Annotated in this window: 13 protein-coding genes; 5 read left to right on the top strand and 8 right to left on the bottom strand. The window is 71.1% G+C overall.

Features of this window, described 5'->3' with window-relative positions; all coding sequences use genetic code 11:
- Positions 1–191: 191 nt before the first annotated feature.
- Both OG787_RS30815 and OG787_RS30810 read right to left on the bottom strand, forming a co-directional pair.
- Positions 192–2,009 (bottom strand): sensor histidine kinase, encoded by a 1,818-nt coding sequence (locus OG787_RS30815; RefSeq protein WP_369033539.1) that lies wholly within the window; start codon positions 2,007–2,009, stop codon positions 192–194.
- Positions 2,006–2,704, bottom strand: coding sequence for a response regulator (locus OG787_RS30810; protein ID WP_369033538.1), 699 nt, complete (start codon positions 2,702–2,704; stop codon positions 2,006–2,008). The genes OG787_RS30815 and OG787_RS30810 overlap by 4 nt, the downstream gene beginning before the upstream one ends.
- 108 nt (positions 2,705–2,812) lie before the next feature.
- Between OG787_RS30810 and OG787_RS30805 the strand changes: the two genes are divergently transcribed.
- From OG787_RS30805 to OG787_RS30795, 3 genes are all read left to right on the top strand, one after another.
- Complete coding sequence (locus tag OG787_RS30805; protein ID WP_369033537.1) at positions 2,813–4,057, top strand: Ig-like domain-containing protein; 1,245 nt, start codon at positions 2,813–2,815, stop codon at positions 4,055–4,057.
- The gene (locus OG787_RS30800) at positions 4,054–4,902 is read left to right on the top strand and encodes a L,D-transpeptidase family protein (protein WP_405540638.1); all 849 of its coding nucleotides are present in this window, start codon (positions 4,054–4,056) and stop codon (positions 4,900–4,902) included. Before OG787_RS30805 ends, OG787_RS30800 begins: the two co-directional genes overlap by 4 nt.
- 104 nt (positions 4,903–5,006) lie before the next feature.
- Entirely contained in the window at positions 5,007–8,372 is a 3,366-nt protein-coding gene (locus OG787_RS30795; RefSeq protein ID WP_405537247.1) for a S8 family serine peptidase, read from the top strand.
- 82 nt (positions 8,373–8,454) lie between these two features.
- Here OG787_RS30795 and OG787_RS30790 read toward each other — a convergent pair whose 3' ends face one another.
- From OG787_RS30790 to OG787_RS30765, 6 genes are all read right to left on the bottom strand, one after another.
- A complete protein-coding gene (locus tag OG787_RS30790; RefSeq protein WP_369033535.1) occupies positions 8,455–9,486 on the bottom strand; it encodes a glycoside hydrolase family 6 protein in 1,032 nt (343 codons plus the stop codon).
- Between the two features lie 546 nt (positions 9,487–10,032).
- The gene (locus OG787_RS30785) at positions 10,033–10,695 is read right to left on the bottom strand and encodes a class F sortase (protein WP_369033534.1); all 663 of its coding nucleotides are present in this window, start codon (positions 10,693–10,695) and stop codon (positions 10,033–10,035) included.
- 6 nt (positions 10,696–10,701) lie between these two features.
- A complete protein-coding gene (locus OG787_RS30780; protein WP_405537245.1) occupies positions 10,702–11,277 on the bottom strand; it encodes a hypothetical protein in 576 nt (191 codons plus the stop codon).
- Between the two features lie 128 nt (positions 11,278–11,405).
- On the bottom strand, positions 11,406–12,185 hold the full coding sequence (locus OG787_RS30775; RefSeq protein ID WP_369033532.1) for an HAD-IIA family hydrolase: 780 nt from the start codon (positions 12,183–12,185) through the stop codon (positions 11,406–11,408).
- Positions 12,186–12,289: 104 nt separating this feature from the next.
- Positions 12,290–13,009 carry a hypothetical protein gene (locus OG787_RS30770; protein ID WP_369033531.1) on the bottom strand — a complete coding sequence of 240 codons (720 nt, stop codon included), beginning with the start codon at positions 13,007–13,009 and terminating at the stop codon, positions 12,290–12,292.
- Between the two features lie 399 nt (positions 13,010–13,408).
- Complete coding sequence (locus OG787_RS30765) at positions 13,409–14,518, bottom strand: ROK family protein (RefSeq protein WP_405537244.1); 1,110 nt, start codon at positions 14,516–14,518, stop codon at positions 13,409–13,411.
- A 48-nt stretch (positions 14,519–14,566) separates the two neighbouring features.
- On the opposite strand from OG787_RS30765, the gene OG787_RS30760 reads away from it, so the two are divergent.
- Positions 14,567–15,649 (top strand): Gfo/Idh/MocA family oxidoreductase, encoded by a 1,083-nt coding sequence (locus OG787_RS30760; protein WP_405537242.1) that lies wholly within the window; start codon positions 14,567–14,569, stop codon positions 15,647–15,649.
- Positions 15,646–16,179: a heme-degrading domain-containing protein gene (locus OG787_RS30755; protein ID WP_405537241.1), complete on the top strand. Its 534-nt coding sequence runs from the start codon at positions 15,646–15,648 to the stop codon at positions 16,177–16,179. The genes OG787_RS30760 and OG787_RS30755 overlap by 4 nt, the downstream gene beginning before the upstream one ends.
- Positions 16,180–16,214 lie beyond the last annotated feature (35 nt).

Below are 16,214 nucleotides of genomic sequence, written 5' to 3'. Positions count from 1 at the left end.
CGGCTGCGGGCCGGTGGGGGCTGGTCGCGCAGTTCCCCGCGCCCCTAAAAGCAGTCTCGGCGCCCCTCTGAACGAGGGGCGCCGGTCGCATACCTAGGGGCGCGGGGCTGTATTGAATTTGCGGCTACCGCCGCGTGGGCGCGACCAGCCACGGCGCACCCGCAGCCGACAACGCACCACCACCCGCCCCCTTAGTCCGGCTCACGCACACACGGCAGCCGCACCGTGAACACCGCCCCGCTGCCCGGCGTGCTGTCGACCGCGACACTCCCCCCGTGCGCCTCGACGAACTGCCGCACGATGGACAGTCCGAGCCCGCTGCCCCCCGTACGCCTGCTGCGCGACTTCTCGACACGCCAGAACCGTTCGAAGACATGGGGCAGGTCAGAAGGGGATATCCCCACCCCCGTGTCCCGCACGGTCAGCACCGCTTCGTCGGCCATCCGCCGCGCCCCGAGCGTGACCGTCCCGCCCGCCGGAGTGTGCCGCAGCGCGTTGGAGACGAGGTTGCCCAGGACCTGCCGCATACGCACCGGGTCGGCGTCGATCCAGAGCCCGGGATCGGCATCCGCCCCCAGATACACGGCCCCCGCTTCGGCGCGGCTGCGATGCGCGGCGGCGACCTGGCCGATCAACTCGTCCGCGGCCAGCGGCTCCCGGTGCAGTCGCAGGGTGCCGGCGTCGCCCGCGGAGAGGTCGCGGAGGTCGTCGATGATGTGCTGGAGTTGCAGCGCCTCGTCGTGCAGGGAGGCGATCAGGTCGGGGTCGGGGTCGAGCAGTCCGTCGCGGGTGACCTCCAGCCAGCCGCGGATATTGGTCAGCGGGGTGCGCAGTTCATGGGCGATGTCGCTGACCATGGCCTTGCGCTGGGCCTCCATCTGCTCCCGGCGCGCGGTCAGGTCGTTGAAGGCGGTGGCCAGGAAGCCCGTCTCGTCCTTGGTGGTGACGGCGACCCGTGCGTGGTGCTCGGGCGGCTGCCGGGCGGCGGCGGTCAGGGCGCGCAGGGGACGGACCAGACGTACGGCTACGAGGGCGGTCAGAGCGATCGTGACGGCCAGGACGAGACCGGAGACTCCGACGATCTTCGTCTTGTTGGCGGGTGAGAGGTCGAAGCCCGACCGGAGTTGCTCACGGTCGCCGAGGTAGAGGGTCGCCGGTGGGGCGACGTAGGGGTCGAGCTGGGTGCGGCGGGCCGTGTCGATACAGCTCTGCGTCCGCTCGTCGTCGAACGTCCTGTCGGATATCCCGGGAACGACGTCTTCGCCGAACAGTGTCCGCAGGGAGGGGTCCAGTTTGGGCATCTCCTTGAAGTCGCCCTGGAGGCAGCCGGTCATCAGCTTCCCGAGGGCCACCAGCGCCGTGTACTCGCTGGGCATCGCCGAGTTGCCCGTCTCGTCGGCGCATCTCGCGACCACGTCCTCCGAGGTGCCGTCGGCGACGGCGACCGTACGGCCGCTGAGCTTCCGCTCGGTGTGGCCACCGCCGCCGAACCGGGTCAGGCACTTCACCCGCAGTAGCGCCGCCGCGTTCACCTCACTGACCTCGCCGGAGGACAGCCGGTAGGGCCCCACCGCCCGTGGGTCGATGCCGGCGAGCTGGGCGCCGGGCTGGGTGTAGGTGTCCGTACGCAGCGGGTCGACGGTGGCCGAGGCGCGGGCGGGCAGCGCGGTGCCGGACGCGGCGGAGTCGGCGATGAGCCGTCCGCCCGCGGTGGTCAGGGCGATACGACGGTCCAGGGTCCGCGAGAGTGTACGCACGGTGGACGCGATGCCGTCCCAGTCCGCGTGGGTCGCGGCATAGCCGCTGAGCCGGCGCAGGATGTCGGAGTCGTCGGAGAGCACCTGCCCTCGCTCCTCCTGGATGGCCCGGGTGGTGAGCTGCACGGCCAGCCACGCGGTGGCGCCGACGGACAGTACGGCGATCGCCACGGAGGTGAGCAGCAGCCGTACCAGCAGACTCTTGTGCCAGGGGATGCGGGCGACGGGCGTCCCGCCGGCCGGGCGGGTCATGCGGGGCCCTTTCCGTCCACGAGCTTGTAGCCGACCCCGAACACCGTCAGCAGCCGTGCGGGGCTGCGCGGGTCGGGCTCGATCTTCTTGCGCAGGTTGAGGATGTGCATGTCGATGGCGCGCTCGGTGGACGCCCGGTCGTGGCCGCGGGTGTGTTCCAGCAACTGGCGGCGCGAGAAGACCCGTTCGGGTTCGGCGGCCATGGCGTTCAGGATGGCGAACTCGCCCGGGGTGCAGCCGATCTCCGTACCGTCGCAGGTGACCTCGTGCCGTACGGGGTCGACGGTGACACCTCCGACGCGCAGTACGGGGGATTCCTCCTCGACGGGACGCAGGGTGCGGCGGAGCACGATGCGGATGCGGGCCAGCAGTTCCCGGGGGCTGTACGGCTTCGTCATGTATTCGTCGGCGCCGAGGTCGAGGCCGAGCAGCAGATCGTCCTCGGCGGAGCGGGCCGTGAGCATCAGCACCGGTATGTCCGCGTCCCGGCGCAGGACGCGGCAGACGCCGAACCCGTCGAGGCCGGGCAGCATCACATCGAGGATCACGAGGTCGGGCCGGCGGTTGCGGGCCTCGTCGAGAGCGGCCCGTCCGTCGAACACGACGGTGGCCGTATGGCCTTCCCTGACGAGGAGCCGGCGGATCAACTCGGCCTGCATGCCGTCGTCTTCGGCGACCAGAATATATGCGCACACGCAGGTGACCTTAGGTGTGCGGAGGTGTCGCAGGCACGGTGAACGGGGCTCATGCGGTCCTTCCCACACCCTGACCACTTCCTGATATCCGCGTTCCACGCTGGCCCCATGCACAGCGGAGAAACCACCCATCACACCGGCCCGGCCCGGTCCGCCCTGGCGCTAGTGGCCGTCTCGGTGTGCCTGCTGGCCGGCTGCACCACGGGGACGACGTCGTCGGACGCGAAGAACCCCGCCGCGGGCCCGGCGAAGACACCCGCGCAGGTCGCCCGGGCGGCGACGGGGCCCCGGCTGGACCTGCACGCCACCGACGGGCAGGAACACGTCCCGGTCACCACCGGAGGCCGGGTCACGGTCGAAGGCGGCACGATCGCCGAGGCGTACCTGTCCACCACGGACGGCCGGACGGTGCCCGGCGAACGGTCCCCGGACAAGAAGAGCTGGGCGCCCTCGGTCGACCTGAAGCGCGGGACGGCCTACCGGTTGAGCGCCACGGCCACCGACGCCGACGGCCACCGCACGACCAGGACCGTGGCGTTCACGACCCTTGCCGAGGCCGACCGGTTCACCGGCACCTACACCCCGGAGGACGGCTCCACGGTGGGCGTGGGCATGCCGGTCTCGTTCACCTTCGACAAGGCGATCACCGACAAGAAAGCCGTCGAGTCCGCCGTGGAGGTCAGTTCCGACAGCGGGCAGACCGTCGTGGGCCACTGGTTCGGCGGGCAGCGTCTCGACTTCCGTCCGGAGGACTACTGGAAGCCCAACTCCACGGTCACCGTCAGGATCCGCCTGGCCGGGGTGAAGGGGGCCGCCGACGCGTACGGCGAGCAGGACAAGACCCTGCGGTTCAAGGTCGGGCGCAGTCAGGTGTCCACCGTGGACGCCGCCGCGCACACCATGAAGGTCGTCCGGGACGGCACCACCGTACGGACCGTACCGATCACCGCGGGCGCTGCCTCCTCGCCCACCTGGAACGGGCGGATGGTCATCTCCGAGAAGCTGATCTCGACACGGATGAACGGCGCCACGGTCGGTTTCGCCGGCCAGTACGACATCCCCGACGTTCCGCACGCGATGCGGCTGTCCACCTCGGGCACCTTCATCCACGGCAACTACTGGGGGGACGACTCGGTCTTCGGCCGGTCCAACATCAGCCACGGCTGTGTGGGGCTCAACGACACCAAGGGCGGCGGCGACTCCGGTCAGGACGGTGCCTGGTTCTACGACAACTCCCTCGTCGGCGACGTGGTCGTGGTGAAGAACTCCGACGACAAGGTGATCGCTCCCGACAACGGGCTCAACGGCTGGAACATGCCGTGGGGCGAGTGGACGGCGGGGTCGGCGCGATGAGGCATGTGGTGAGGCGCCGCTTCTCCTCCGTGGGCTCCCGTGCGCCGGTTCCCGTCGCGGTCCTGGCCCTGGCTCTCGCCCTGACCGGGTGCGGCGGCGCCGGGACGGCGGCGGAGGGCGTCGCTCCGGCAGCCGCCGGTGCGCAGGACGTCCGGGCCGTCGCGCCCGCCACCGCCGACGCCGGATCAGGGCCGAGCCCGGCAGGCGAGATCGGCACGGCCACCAGTACCCCGGCCCCGAGCCCTTCCGCCCCGGCCGAGTTGCCGGGTCTCGGCCCCCGGACGCTCGCCGAGGTCCCCGACAACGCCCGGCAGGTCCTGATCGTCACCGGGAAGGACAAGGACTCCTCGCAATCGCAAGTGGTCCTGTACGAGCGTCGCACCGCCGACAGCGGCTGGACCGCCGGTCGGACCTGGGCCGCCCACAACGCGCTCGAGGGCTGGACCGACGACCACTACGCGGGCGACCTGCACTCGCCCATCGGTGTGTTCACCCTCAGCGACGCGGGCGGACTGCTCGCCGACCCGGGCACGAAGCTGCCCTACGACCAGTCCGGCAGCTTCACGATCGGCGGCACCGGATTCGAGGGCGAGCCCCTCGCCGGCTCCTTCGACTACGTGGTCGCCATCGACTACAACCGCCAGCCGGGCACCTCCCCGCTCGACTGGACCCGCCCCCTCGGCACGAACCGCGGCGGCGGCATCTGGCTGCACGTCGACCACGGGGGTCCCACCCACGGCTGCGTGAGCCTGGCGAAGCAGCACATGAAGGAGCTGCTGCTCGCGCTCGACCCCGCACTGCACCCGGTGGTCGTGATGGGGGACCGCACGTCCCTCGAACGGTGACGACCGGACCGCGAACGACCGATCACGCACGACCAATCACGAGCAAGCAGTCATGAACCGAGAGGACATCTCAGGTGGAGTTAGGCACGAGACGGAAAAGCGCGATGATCGCGGCGGCGGGGCTGGCCACCACCGCCCTGGTGCTGACCACCCTCCCCGGCCAGGTCGCCCAGGGGGCCCAGACCGGTACGTCGGCCACCGGGATTTCCCGGTCCGGTCCGCTGAAGACGGTCACGCTGATCACCGGTGACCAGGTCACGGTGGACGGTGCCGGAACGGTCACCGGTGTGGTGCGGGCGGAGGGCCGCGAGCGGATTCCGTTCTCCGTCCAAGTGGTCGACGGACACACCCGGGTGGTGCCCGGTGACGCCGAACTGCTGCTGGCGCAGGGCAAGTTGGACGCCCGGCTGTTCGACGTGACCCAGCTGGTCGCCGACGGGTACGACGACGCGGGCCGTACCGACGTACCGCTGATCGTCACGTTCAAGGGCAAGAAGGCTCCCTCGATGTCCCCGTTCACCGGGGCCGGGGCGAAGATGGGCCGGGCGCTTCCGGTGGTCAACGGCAAGGCGATGCGCCCGGCGAAGAAGCGCGCCACCGACTTCTGGGACACCGTCACCGATACCGGCGCCGACGCGTTCACCGCCTCGACCGCCGTGGAGAAGGTGTGGCTGGACGGTCGGCGCAAGGCCGGCCTCGACAAGAGTGTCCCGCAGATCGGCGCGCCCACGGCCTGGGCCGCCGGGTACGACGGCACCGGCGTCAGGATCGCCGTGCTGGACACCGGGATCGACACGACCCACCCCGATCTCGCGAGCCAGGTCGTCGCCGAACAGGACTTCACCGCCTCCGAGTCCGGTACGGCCGACAAGTTCGGCCACGGTACGCACGTGGCGTCGATCACGGCCGGGACGGGCGCCAAGTCAGGCGGCACGTACAAGGGTGTCGCCCCCGGCGCGAAGCTCCTGAACGGCAAGATCCTCGACGACGGCGGCTGGGGCTCGGACTCAGGGATCATCGCGGGCATGGAGTGGGCGGTGGCGCAGGGCGCCGACATCGCCAACCTCAGCCTCGGCAGCACGGACTCCCCCGGCATCGACCCGCTGGAGGAGACGGTCAACCGGCTCTCCGCCGAGTCCGACACGCTCTTCGTCATCGCGGCCGGCAACGAGGGTCTTGAGGGCGAGTTCGGCGAGGGGACCGTCGGCTCGCCGGGCAGCGCCGATGCCGCGCTCACCGTCGGCGCGGTCGACAAGTCCGACGCCCTCGGCGACTTCTCCAGCCGTGGCCCGCGCGTGGGTGACGGCGGGGTCAAGCCCGACCTGACCGCGCCCGGTGCCGCCATCACGGCCGCCGCTGCCGCCGGCAGCGTCCTGGAGAGCTCGAAGACCTCCCCGGCACCCGGTTACATCACCATCGGCGGCACCTCCATGGCGACCCCGCATGTCGCGGGCGCCGCCGCGATCCTCGCCCAGCAGCACCCCGACTGGACCGGTGAGCGCATCAAGGCGGTCCTCACGGCCTCCGCCGAGCCGGGCGCGTACAGCTCCTTCCAGCAGGGCACCGGCCGTACGGATCTGGTGCGGGCGCTGGAGCAGAGCGTCGTCACCGAGCAGGGGCCGATCAACTTCGGCGCGCAGCAGTGGCCGCACTACGACGACGAACCGGTGACCAAGCAGCTCACCTACGAGAACTTCGGTACGGAGCCGGTCACCCTGGACCTCTCCGTCGACGCCTTCTCGGTGGACGGCAAGCCGGCCGCCGAGGGCATGTTCTCCGTGTCCCCGCAGCGGATCACCGTCCCGGCGGGCGGCAAGGCCGGCGTCGACGTGACCGCGGACACCCGTTCCGGCAGCGCCGACGGCACGTTCGGCGGCTCGGTGTCGGCCGTCTCGGCCGATGACAAGGTCGCGGTGCGCACCGCCGTGGGGGTGCAGCGCGAGGTCGAGTCGTTCGACCTGACGTTGAAGCACGTCGACGAGAACGGTGAGCCGACCAGCGACTCCGTCACCACCGTGATGGCCCTCGACAGGGACTTCTACACCCGCTACACCGACGAGGACGACGGCGAGCTCACGGTACGGCTGCCCAAGGGCGACTACGGACTCACCGGTGTGATCCACCCCGACTCCACGTCCTCCCCCCAGTCCGTGCTGATGCAGCCGAGGCTGACCCTGGACCGGGACACCACCGTCACCGTCGACGCCCGGCAGGCACAGCCGTTGGACATCACCGTGCCCGACGCGACGGCCGAGAACACCGAGGCCACCCTCGCGTACCGCTACGAACAGGCCGCGGGGATGCCCAAGAACACGAACGGGTACTGGCTCCCGACCTTCCAGGGCATGCGGTTCGGACAGCTCGGCCCCGAGGTGTCCGCCAGCGCCGCGTTCGCCCAGTACTCCGGTGACTGGACAGCCCAGGACGACGACGGCCGGCCGGTCACCTACCACCTTTCCTGGGTCCGCCGCGGCGACCTGGGCGGCTTCGCCGCCGAGGTGGAGCAGGACCAGCTCGCCGAGGTCGGCTTCCAGGCAGGCGCACCCGCCGTGGGCAAGGAAGTCCAGGTGGCTGCGAGTCCCCATCTGCCGGATGGGGACCTCTTCGGCCGCTACAGCCTGCTGACGGGGAAACTGCCGCTGCACACGACCGAATACATCCTCGACAACGGCGTCAAGTGGTCCTTCGACATGCAGCAGAGCAGCGGTGAGGGCGAGTTCGAGTACCTGCTCCAGGGGGCGCCCAGGACCTGGCAGGCCGGCCAGAGCTACACCGAGCGGTTCAACGTCGGCGTCTTCGGCCCCGCCCTGGGCAGCGCGGCGGGCTCCGTGGGCTCCGTGGTGACGGGGAAGCCCGGTATCGAGCGGTCCGGGAATGTCATCACGGCCTTTCTGCCGCTGTTCGGCGACGGCGCCGGGCACTACGACAGCGGCGGTGGATCCGCCTCGGCCCAGAGCTCGCTCCAGGTCGACGGCGAGGAGATCCCCCTCGGCTCCTCCCCGGCCGGCGGCATCACCGAATTCACCGTTCCCGACCAGGCCGGCACGTACAAGCTGGCCCTGGACAGCTCCCGTGACCCGGGGCTCTCGTCGGTCAGTACCCGCGTCAGGGCGGAGTGGACCTTCCGTTCCGCCAAGACCCCCGAGGACGAGCCGGCCGCGCTGCCGGTGTCGGTGGTCCGCTTCTCCCCCGAACTGTCCCTGGACAGCACGGCGAAGGCGGGCGAGCGGTTCGAGGTGCCCTTCACCATCGAGGGCGCGGCGGCCGGCCGACAGCCCGCGAAGCTCGCCTTCGAGGTCTCCTACGACGAAGGCGCCACCTGGCAGTCCGCCGAGGCCGTCGACGGCACGCATCTGTCGCTGGAGCACCCGGCCGAGCCGGGCTCCGTCTCCCTGCGGGCCGAGCTGACCGACGACTCGGGCAACACCCTGGTCCAGACGATCGAGCGCGCCTACCTCACCACCAAGTGAACTGACGCGGGATCTCTCAAAGGATCTCGGTAACCGGTCTCGCCCGGGGCGGTGTTCGACCACCGCCCCGGGCGAGTTCGCGTCAGCCGCTCGCCTTCGCGAGCTTCAAGGCGTAATCGACCCACCACTGCCCGGCCTTGGGCCCGCCCTTGCACTCCCCGTCGGACTCCCCGGGCCGCTTGACCCACAGATAGGCGTCCACCAACGGGTCGGCCGTCTTCACGGTCGGGGTCTCGCCCAGCGAACGCCCGGGCGGATTGCACCAGTTCTCGTCGGCCTTGCCCCCGGTGTAGGGCCCGTTCCCATTACGGGACGTGTCAATGACGAAGTGCTTGCCGTTCACCTTCGCCGACAACTCCTTGCCGTACGCGATGGATTCGGCGGTCGAGTAGAAGTTGGACACGTTGACGGAGAACCCGTCCGCCTTCTCGATCCCGGCCCACTTGAGCGGCTCGAAGATCTGGTCGGGGTGTCCCCACCCCGCGTTCCCCGCGTCCAGATACACCTTCGTGTTCTTCAGCGCGGACAGGGTGTCGATCGCCCCGCTCAGCAGGTCGTACCGCTCCTCGTGGAACTCGTCCTGGGTGCAGCCGTCCACGAGGTGGAGGACCGCGTCCGGTTCGAGGATCACCGTGGCCGCGCGGTCGCCGATGCCCTTGGCGACGCCGTCGATCCAGGCGCGGTAGCTGTCGCCGTCGGCGGCGCCTCCGCTGGAGTACTGGCCGCAGTCGCGGTGCGGGATGTTGTAGAGGACGAGGAGTGCGGAGCGGTCCGCCTTCTGCGCGGCCTCCGTGAAGCCTCTGGCCTCCGCTTCCGGGTTCTCTGGGCTGATCCACTCACCGGTCGGCTGCTCGGCGATCTTCCGGATCTGCTCGGCGTCCGCGGTCTTGTCCTGCTTGACGTACGTGGCGACCTGTTCCGCCGCGTTGCCGTCCGGGTTCACCCAGAACGGGTTGGTGCCCTTGGGCTGTTGGGTGATCAGGGCTTCCGGTTCCTTGGCCGGGTCGTCGCCGTCCCCGTTGTCCGAGGACGAGGTACAACCGGTGAGCAGCAGTGCCGCCCCCAGCACCGCCATGGACGCCCTCCCCCAGGACGCCCCCTTACTGCCGAACATCGAACTCCCCCTCGGGTGCACTGTCCTGGTCCCCCCTGGATGCAGTGGCGTAAGCCTCAATCCTGACATACGCGGCCGGGGCCTACGAGTTCACCAGTACCTTGTCGGCTACCTGTTACACCCTGTTCGGTCCTGGTGGGAGCACGACCGCCGAAGGCCGGAACACCCGTGGCGCGACAGGGCATAGAACTATCTACGACCTGCGTGGATAACACAGAGCCACGGACCGGGACTTGGCGTCATTCCCCCTCTAGGCCTGGGCGCACATCCGTTCTACAGTCGTCTCAGACGGCCCCAGCCCCCGGCCAATGCTTCACCGTCCGCAATTGAGGGGCGGCATCGAACCTCCCGCGCCGGTCGCCGGGTTACTCCCGCAGCCCGTGCGCGCGCGGTCGAGGACCAGCCCGGTCGACGGCTCTGGGGGGAGCGGGTCGTCGACCGGGCAGGGCGGGGAGGGCAGGTGTATCGCGCCCCTGAGGGGCGCGGGGAACTGCGCGACCAGCCACGGCGAACCCGCAGGGTCTCACCGCACAGCCGGCGGAGCGCTTACGCGCCGGTGAGGTACGCCGACACGATCACGTTCGACGTGTAGGTGCGGGTGGCGTGGTCGAACGTACCGCCGCAGGTGATGAGCCGGAGTTCCGCGCGGCCCGACTGCCGGGTTCCGTACGCCTGTCGGGCGTCGAAGCTGTCGCGGTGCAGGACCCGTACGTCGTCGACGGTGAACTCGGCGACCTTGCCGTCGGCGCGGGCGACGCGGATCGTCGCGCCCGGGCGCAGCGTGCTGACCTTGTAGAAGACGGCGGGCCTGGTCTCGGTGTCGACGTGTCCGACGAGGAGGGCGGTGCCGGCGGCGCCGGGCCGGGTGCCGGAGCCGTACCAGCCCACGACGCCCGCCTGGTCGAAGGGCGGCGGGTCGACCGCGCCGAGCCGGTCGAGGCCGCGGGCCACCACCGGGGCCTGTACGCCCAGTTGGGGTATGTCGACGCGCTGCGGCAGGGCGCCGCTCAACGGCTGGTGCGCGGGCGGGAGTTCGGCGTCCGGGGGGCGGCCGACGGCGGCGATGTCACCGGTGGTCGGCGCGGCGATGCCATGGCGTACGTCGGTCACCTCGCGGCCCCACAGCCACAGCCCGAGGAGCAGCAGGGCCCAGGCGACGCCGGTGGTCAGGCGCCCGGTGCCGGAGGACCGTTCACGGTCGTCGGACATGGCGGTTCAGTCCGTCCCACGGCCCCGGCGGACACTGCGCACCGCCACGACGACCGCCGCCACCCCGGCGAGCACCAGCCCGACCACGGCCTGCCGGGTCCCGGGACCGGCCCCGCGAGCGTCGGCGGCCAGCTCGTCTGCCGCGCCACCGCCACCGGCGGGCACGGGGGCGACGGGCGAGGCGGGAACGGAGGCGGCCGCGGAGGGCTTCTTGGACGCCTCAGGAGTCCTGGCCGACTTCTCGGTGACGGCGATCGTGCCCTTCACCTTGCCGTTCTGCCCGTCGCAGCCGACGGTGACGTTGTACGTGCCCGGGACCAGCGAGGAGCGTACGCGGGACCCGCCGACGAGCGCCCCGCCCTGCCCCTCCCCCGCGAGCAGCACATCGGCGACGAACGCCTCCGACTTCGCGGTCCCCGTCTTCCCCGTACACCCGCGCACGACCAGCCGTACGTCGCTGCCGGGGGCCGGGGACGCCGGGGTCACCGTGACGCCCCCCTCGGCGGCGTACGCCAGAGTGGCAGGGGCGAGCGCGGCGGCGACCACAACGCCGACACAGAGAGTGATCCGCATGGAACCCATCGTGAACCTCCAGACACCTGGAGACTCCTCCTCCGGACGCCGGTTCGCATCTCCGGAGCGGGTACGGCTGCTCCGTACGAGTGCCGGAGGGTTTGAGGGCGTACCTGAAGGCGTACCCGAGGGCGGGCTCAGATGCGGTCGACGAGGTCGGCGATGGAGTCGACGATCTCGGACGGGCGGTACGGGAAGTTCTCGACCTGGTCGGGTCCGGTGAGGCCGGTGAGCACCAGGAAGGTCCGCATCCCGGCCTCGATGCCGGCCAGGACGTCGGTGTCCATCCGGTCGCCGATCATCGCGCTGGTCTCGGAGTGGGCGCCGATCGCGTTCAGCCCGGTGCGCATCATCAGGGGGTTCGGCTTGCCCGCGAAGTACGGCTTCCGGCCGGTCGCCTTGGTGATCAGCGCGGCGACGGCACCGGTCGCGGGGAGCGGGCCCTCGGTGGAGGGGCCGGTCTCGTCCGGGTTGGTGGCGATGAAACGGGCGCCGCCCTCGATCAGGCGTACGGCCTTGGTCATGGCCTCGAAGGAGTACGTACGGGTCTCGCCGAGGACGACGTAGTCGGGCTCGTGGTCGGTGAGGATGTACCCGATGTCGTGCAGGGCGGTGGTCAGGCCGGCCTCTCCGATGACGTACGCCGTGCCGCCGGGGCGCTGGTCGTCGAGGAACTTGGCGGTGGCGAGCGCCGAGGTCCAGATGTTGTCGACGGGCACGTCCAGGCCCATGCGGCGCAGGCGGGCGTGCAGGTCGCGCGGGGTGTAGATCGAGTTGTTGGTGAGCACCAGGAAGGGCTTGCCCGACTCGCGCAGCTTCTTGATGAAGGCGTCGGCGCCGGGGATCGGCACGCCCTCGTGAATGAGCACACCGTCCATGTCGGTGAGCCACGAGTCGATGGGCTTGCGGTCTGCCATGTCCGGTCTCCTGCTCCTGCACTGCGTTTGCGCTGCCGTACACGCGTACGAGATGCCGCGTGGGCCCAGCCTGCCACAGCCCGGATCTTGGGGGAATGGCCGGTTTACGTCCGCCCCGTCCCGCGGACCCGGGCGAGCAGCAGGACTCCGCCGCCGGTCAGCAGCAGCGCGAGCGCGATGCCCGCGAGGCGGATCCCGGCGGCGCGCCGCCCGGTGCCGGCCAGCTCACCGTCGTACGGCGAGGCGGACTGTACGCCGGGTGCTGTCTCCGCCTCCGCCGGTCCGGGAGCGACGACGACCCTGAACCGGTAGTCGTTGGACTGCCCGACCCAGTCGCCGTCATCGGCGTGCCGCTGGACGACGGCGGCGTTGGCGACGACGTCGTTGGCCACAGCCCCGTCGCGGATCGCAAGCCGCACCTTGACGGAGAGGGTGCGCCCGGGCCCGACGGTGAATCCAGGGAACCCGTCACCGTCGAAGACCCCGATGGTCTCGTCGGCGTCGGTGACCTCGAACCGCACGGGGTAGGGGCGGGCGCGCTTCCCGTCGTAGAACTCCAGCCGCGCCTGAGCCGGCGTCAGGGCGCGACGCTCGTCGACGAGTACGAGAACGGGGTGGATGTCCGTACAGGGCCGAGCGGTGTTGTTGGTGAGGTCGAGCCGCCAGGTCCGGTGCGGACCACCGGCTTCGTAGGTGGTGGGGGCGCGGTGGATGCGGGTGGTGAGGGGAAAGGTGCGGTCGGTGGGGGTGGCGGGGGTGCAGGTGGCCGCGTGTGCGGAGCCGGCCAGGCCCCCGGGGGCGGAGAGGAGAGCGGTAACGATCACACAGGTACACAGTCGCATGAACACATGACCATGCCGGGGCGATGGTGTCGGCGGACGACACCGCTCCGAACGACCGCCCGAATGCGCCTGATCGGCGCAGGGGCTTCGAGTGTTCGGCTGCGGGCCCGGTGGGGGCTGGTCGCGCAGTTCCCCGCGCCCCTGAACGACGGGCCGGTGGAGGGCGATCGCAGAGTTTCGCGCGCCCCTAAACGACGGGCCGGTGGAGGGTGATCGCAGAGTTTCGCGCGTCCCTGAAAGACGGGCCGGTGAGGGCTTGTCGTGGTTGTGTGGTGCGGCGACTGGCGGTGCGTGTGGACTCGGGGTGGCTCGGGCGCCCCTTTAGGGGCGCGGGGAACTGCGCGACCAGCCCCCACCGGCCCGCGGTCAACCAACAACCCCCTAATCGGCCCGCCCGAACAACGGCGCCAGCAGCAACTGCGCCGCCCCCACCGCAACCCCCCGTGCCCCGCCGGAGGCAACCCGAACCGGCACCGCCACCTCCACGCCCTCCCGCCGAGCGCGCTCGGCGACAACCGTCGCGACCCCCCGCACAAACCGCTCCGGCTCCGCAGCCACCGTGCGCCCGCCCAGCAACACCCGGTCGATATCGAGCAGCCCCACCAGATTCGCGGCGCCGACCCCCAGCACGCGCGCCGCCTCGTCCAGCTCCCCTCGAGCCACCGCCCCCAGACACAGCGCCTCGATGCACCCCCGGTCCCCGCACCCGCACAGCGGTCCGTCCAGCTGGATGACCTGGTGGCCGAACTCACCCGCACCCGTCCGCGCCCCCCGGTGCAACGCCCCGCCGATCACCAACCCCGCCCCGAGACCCGTACCGAGGTGCAGGTACGCGAAGGAGCCGCCCTCGCCCCCGACCGCCAGGCCGAGCGCCGCGACGTTCGTGTCCTTGTCGACGACGACCGGCACCCCGAGCCGTCGCGTCAGCTCATCCCGTAGTGGAAATCCCTCCCACTCGGGGAACCCCGTGACCCGGTGCAGCACACCCCGCGCGTGGTCCAGCGGACCGGGCAGCGCGACGCCGACCCCCAAGACGTCCTCCGGCCCGTCGTCGAGCAGCGCCTCGACCTCCCCAGCCACCCTCTCCACCACCACGTCCGCGCCGAGGTCCAGCGGAGACAGCCGCTCCGCCACCACCGCGCCCGTGAGGTCGACCAGCAGTGTCCGCACCTCGTCGCGGTCCAGGTGGACGCCGACCGCGTGCCCCGCCTCCGGCACCAGCCGCAGGACCGTACGCGGCTTGCCACCCGTAGACGCGCGGTGGCCCGCCTCGGCGGCCAGACCCTCCGTACGCAGCCGGACGGTGATCTTGCTGACCGCCTGGGGGGTCAGCCCGGTCCGCTCGGCCAGTTCGAGGCGGCTGATGCCGTCCGGGCCCGCCGTCCGGAGCAGGTCGAGCACCAGCGCGGTGTTGTGGCTGCGCAGGGCGAGCAGATTCACCCCGGAAGGCGTGGTGGGCGTGGCGGCGCTCGTCCTGTTCACATGAACCATTCTCCCCCCTGCTTGCACTTTGGCAACAGCGTTGCCAAAGTGGACACCATGACTGGTACGACTGGCACTCCTCTGCGCATCGGCCTCGTCGGCTACGGCCTCGCGGGCTCCGTCTTCCACGCCCCGCTGATCGCCGCCACCGAGGGCCTCGTCCTCGACACGGTCGTCACCGCGAACCCCGAGCGCCAGGCCCAGGCCCGCGCCCGTTTCCCGGACGTACGGATCGCCGCGACGCCCGAAGACCTGTTCGCCCGCGCCGACGAGCTGGACCTGGTCGTCATCGCGTCCCCGAACAAGACACACGTACCGCTGGCGACCACCGCCCTCAAGGCCGGTCTGCCGGTCGTGGTCGACAAGCCGGTCGCGGGCACGGCCGCCGAGGCGCGTGAGCTGGCCGCCCTCGCCGACCAGCAGGGACTGCTCCTCTCCGTCTTCCAGAACCGCCGCTGGGATCATGACTTCCGGACGCTCCGCAAGCTGATCGCCGAGGGCGAGCTGGGTGACGTGTGGCGGTTCGAGTCGCGGTTCGAGCGGTGGCGGCCCCAGACCAAGGGCGGCTGGCGCGAGTCCGGCGATCCGGCGGAGATCGGCGGGCTCCTGTACGACCTCGGCAGTCATGTCGTCGACCAGGCCCTCGTCCTCTTCGGCCCCGTCGCCTCCGTGTACGCCGAGACGGACATCCGCCGCGAGGGCGCCGAGACCGACGACGACACGTTCATCGCGCTCACCCACACGAGCGGCGTCCGCACCCACCTCTACGTGTCCGCGACCACCGCCCAACTCGGCCCGCGCTTCCGGGTGCTGGGCTCGCGCGCCGGGTACGTGAAGTACGGCCTCGATCCGCAGGAGGACGCCCTGAAGGCGGGCGGGGGGCCGGGGGACGCCGGTTGGGGGCTCGAACCCGAGAGCATGTGGGGACGGGTCGGGGCCGGAGAGTCCCCGCTCACGGGTGGCGGGCGGCCGGAGCCGACGCTGCCCGGCTCGTACGAGAAGTACTACTCGGCGATCGCCGCCGCCCTGCGCGACGGTGGCCCCAACCCGGTGACCGCCCTGGAGGCGGCAGCCGCGCTCGACGTACTGGAAGCAGCCCGGCGTTCCGCGAACGAGAAGGTGACGGTGACCCTGCGATGACGAGCCAGAAGACCGGCGGCCACAAGGCGGGCGGACAGCCGTCGCTCGGGCCGCGCATCGCGCCCGAACTCACCCCGAGCGTCGAGGAACTCGAAGCGCAGGAACGGCACTTGGTGTTCCGGCAGTTCGGTCACGACGACGCGTGGACGCTGGGTTCGCTGCTGGTGGAGCTGGCGCGGGAGCGGCAGGCGCCGGTGGCGGTCGACATCCACCGGGCCGGTCAGCAGCTCTTCCACGCCGCCCTGCCCGGCTCGACCCCCGACAACGACGCCTGGATCGACCGCAAGCGCCGCGTGGTGGAGCGCTACGGCGCCTCCTCCTATCTGGTGGGCGCCCGGTTCCGCGCCAAGGGCACGACGTTCGAGGACGACTCCCGCCTCGACCCGGACGTCTACGCGGCCCATGGCGGCTCCTTCCCGATCACCGTCGAGGGCGTGGGTGTCATCGGGTCGGTGACGGTGTCGGGGCTGCCCCAACTCCAGGACCACCGGCTGGTGGTGGAGGCCTTGGAGACGTTCCTCAAGGTGTGACAAAAGGTCCAGCGGGACGGGTGGGGCGGGAATTA

It is taken from the genome of Streptomyces sp. NBC_00075, assembly GCF_045041225.1.
GTDB classification, from domain to species: Bacteria; Actinomycetota; Actinomycetes; order Streptomycetales; family Streptomycetaceae; genus Streptomyces; species Streptomyces adonidis.
This window is presented reverse-complemented; position numbering and strand designations above follow the sequence as displayed.